This window comes from Stieleria sp. JC731, from assembly GCF_020966635.1.
GTDB lineage: Bacteria > Planctomycetota > Planctomycetia > Pirellulales > Pirellulaceae > Stieleria.
On record NZ_JAJKFQ010000019.1, the window covers coordinates 1 to 3159 of the forward strand.

3 protein-coding genes are annotated in these 3159 nt (G+C 52.0%); all 3 read left to right on the forward strand.

Features of this window, described 5'->3' with window-relative positions; genetic code table 11:
* Positions 1-113: 113 nt before the first annotated feature.
* The 3 genes from LOC67_RS22715 (at position 114) to LOC67_RS22720 (ending at position 2963) form a co-directional block, all read left to right on the forward strand.
* Complete coding sequence (locus tag LOC67_RS22715) at positions 114-680, forward strand: hypothetical protein (protein WP_230265129.1); 567 nt, start codon at positions 114-116, stop codon at positions 678-680.
* A gap of 1097 nt (positions 681-1777) precedes the next feature.
* Complete coding sequence (locus LOC67_RS27800) at positions 1778-2332, forward strand: GNAT family N-acetyltransferase (protein ID WP_410001169.1); 555 nt, start codon at positions 1778-1780, stop codon at positions 2330-2332.
* Positions 2333-2411: 79 nt separating this feature from the next.
* Positions 2412-2963, forward strand: coding sequence for a UvrB/UvrC motif-containing protein (locus LOC67_RS22720; protein WP_230265130.1), 552 nt, complete (start codon positions 2412-2414; stop codon positions 2961-2963).
* Positions 2964-3159 lie beyond the last annotated feature (196 nt).

The window sequence follows — 3159 nt, forward strand, 5'->3', positions numbered from 1 at the left end:
TCGAGAGCGAAGTAGTGTAGACTGTGGTCGTGTGTACCACGCGAACCATGACATGAACCGAAGTGACGGAGTCGGGGTTTCTGAAGTGGTGTGTCATCCGCCGTCACTCGGTTATGTCCGCCGTTCCGCTACAAAGGAGATTTCCGATTCGCTTCTCGCTGCGGACGCTGTTCGTTTTTGCAACTCTCGCCGCTGCGGCCGTCGCGGGATATCGGTACCTGAATCCGCCTCCGACGATCGAAGAACGATTGGACAACTCTTTCACAGGCCACGCGATATATGCCTATCCTGAAGTCGGTCGGTTCGGATTTCACAGTGACGTCTTGCGTGCAATCGCGGAATCGACGTCCGAATCGCTGAAACGCCCTGAGATCGTCGCTGCCTGGACGCGTTCTAGTGATAACGAACTCGTTGTATTATTCCTTGCGTCTTCGTTTGCCGTTGATTCCCTTTCAACGCGTGATCTCAACGGAACTGTGACGACCATTCGTTTGCCAGCAGATGAACTGCAATGCAATCGACTCAGACGAGAGCACTCGATCGATTTCCAGGTCGTGGCACCGCTTCAAACCGTCAATTTGGCTACAATTGAATCAGTCGCCCTCGTCAACGACGACAAACTGACTACCGAGTTTTTTCCGGTACGGCACTCTCCGACTCAGCAACGAGCGGAACCATGACGTGCACCGGAGGACGGCATGGGGCGTTTACAAATGGAAACTCACACCGCCGTCCCCGGTGACGTCGGCCGTTCGCGCGGGTAGATGGACCGCTTGATGACTCATCTCTTATCAACATGGTCATCGCCCATTGCAGTTCGAAGCGTTTGGATTCGGCCCATCTGAATTCAGTTGTCAACTGTTAGCTGATCGCCGCGAATGATGCTGCGGTTTGATAGTCGCTGCTGAATTCGGCCCATCTGATCTCACCTGGCAACTGATAGCTGATCGTTGCAACTGAGTCTGCGGTTTGATAGTTGCTCGTGAACTAGGCCCATGTGATTTCGAAAGACGTCAGTTTCCTGTTTATCGCACTTGATGTCACGGTTTGATTTTTGCTCCGAGTTAGCTGTTCAAACGCCCTGCGCGCCAGCCGAAATATCTATGCTCGTTCCCCTTGGCGATTTGAATCGGGTAGACTGGTCAGCAGCGATGTGGTGCAGACCGTGGTCGTGTGTACCTCGCGAACCATGACATGAACCGAAGTGACGGAGTCGGGGTTTTTGAAGTAGTTAGTCGTCCGCCGTCACTCGGTTATGTCCGCCGTTCGCGCGGGTGGTTGTGTCTGCGATAACCAACGTCTGTCTTCAATGCTGCTGAATCTGGCCCATCTGATTTCATGTGGCAAGTGTTTGATGATCGCCGCAAGTGAAGTTGCGGTTTGATAGTTGTGCCCGGATTTCGCCCATCGGACTTCAACGGACATCAGTTTCCTGTTGATCGCATTGGAAGTCACGGTTTGATTGTGCTGCTTGAACATCGCCCATCTGAATTCACCGGGCAGCAGTTTCTTGTTTATCGCACTTGATGTCACGGTTTGATTTCTGCTCCGAGATAGCTGTTCAAACGCCCTATGCGCTGGCCGAAATATCAATGCTCGTTCCCCTTGGCCATTCCGATCGGGTAGACTTGTCAGCAGCGATGTGATGCAGACTGTGGTCGTGTGTACCACGCGAACCATGCCGTGCACGCGAAGGTCGGGAGTCGTGTTTTATTGAAGTGGTCAGTCCACCGCCCGTCCTCGGTGACGGCTACCGTTCTGCGAGTAAGAGTTGCATTTGAAAGTTCAAGTTCGAAACGCTGAATTGGCCGACGCCCAAGACATCTTTGATTTGCGTTGCGACCCTCGTCTGCGTGGAATGCAATATCCTCCATCTTTCTTTGAGTCTCCTGCTTCAATCTTCGCGCTCGTTGATCAGGAAGACATAATTCCGGATTGCGGAAGCAAGATTTCAATTATTGTCGTTGATGGAAAATTCGGTGGGAACATTACTGAGTTTTTCTGGCTCAAATCGAATGGGATACGAGAAGTCAGTTTGGCTTGGAACCTCTTGCCCAGCCTATGGGGAAAGGGGATAATGGTGAAATCGATGTCGTCAATTCTCGATGCGCGATTTGCCGCGAGTACGGATTTGCAATTTGTTGCGTTCAGCTTTCGTACGAATCATCGTAGCATTCGGGTGATCGAAAAGCTGGGGTTCAAAATAGAGACAACAACCTTTTGGGAGCGGGCATCGCATTTCATCCATGGCAGGCGACGGGTTGTGAAGTTCCGTCTGAAATTGAATGACTGGAATACCGATGTCGATCGATGTCGCAGAACAATGACATGAACCGAAGTGACGGAGTCGGGGTTTTTGAAGTGGTTAGTTGTCCGCCGTCACTCGGTTATGTCTGCCGTTCATCGTACGAATGTCATCTTACTTTCATCTTCCGCTTCACATCGATTGGAACGTCGAGTTTGTACTCGGTGAACTGACCCGTCGGCAAATTGATGCTGCGTTGGCGGGTTCGGAGATTCACATCACGTTGTCATCTGAACGTTGCCAAGCTTGGCGAGAAAAGCATCAGTCGAAGCTTGATCGGCGTATCGCCAAGGGGCTTCCCCGTCGCCCACAACTAGCAATTCGACATTTCCCCAATCGATTCCTGCGCAACATTGAACTTGATCGCGACGTTTTCGGCGCGCCGTGGTCAGAAGAGCACGTCATCCTCACACAAGCATCGATATTGGATCTCGGGGCTACGCTGCTCGACTCTTTGGACACTGAACTCGACATTGCGTTGTCGCACTCCAAACGGCCTGCCGAGATCTCAGAATTTCGCAAACGCATTGAGTCGCTCATCGCGGAGAAGGAGCAGCATATCGAAGCTCTCGATTTCGAACCTGCGGCAGCCGCTCGTGACCGAGAGATGGAAGTGAGAGACGAACTTGAGACGTTTCTCTTGCATGGCGCGGAATGACGATGAACAATGCATTGCACCGAAGGCACGGAGTCGAGGTTTTCCTGAGTTCAGATCGTTCGCCGTGCCTCGGTGAACGGGGACGTTATGCGAATAGAGCGATGCATCGTACCTACCTGATTCTCACCATATTGACGATGGTTGCCGGATGCTCGCCACGAAATTCAAACGCTCCAAATGTAGGCAACGACGCTAC

What these genes read in the sequence shown, in the direction of transcription:
- LOC67_RS22720 (WP_230265130.1), top strand. Translation starts at nt 2,412, where the DNA reads ATGTCATCTTACTTTCATCTTCCGCTTCACATCGATTGGAACGTCGAG.
- LOC67_RS22715 (WP_230265129.1), top strand. Translation starts at nt 114, where the DNA reads ATGTCCGCCGTTCCGCTACAAAGGAGATTTCCGATTCGCTTCTCGCTG.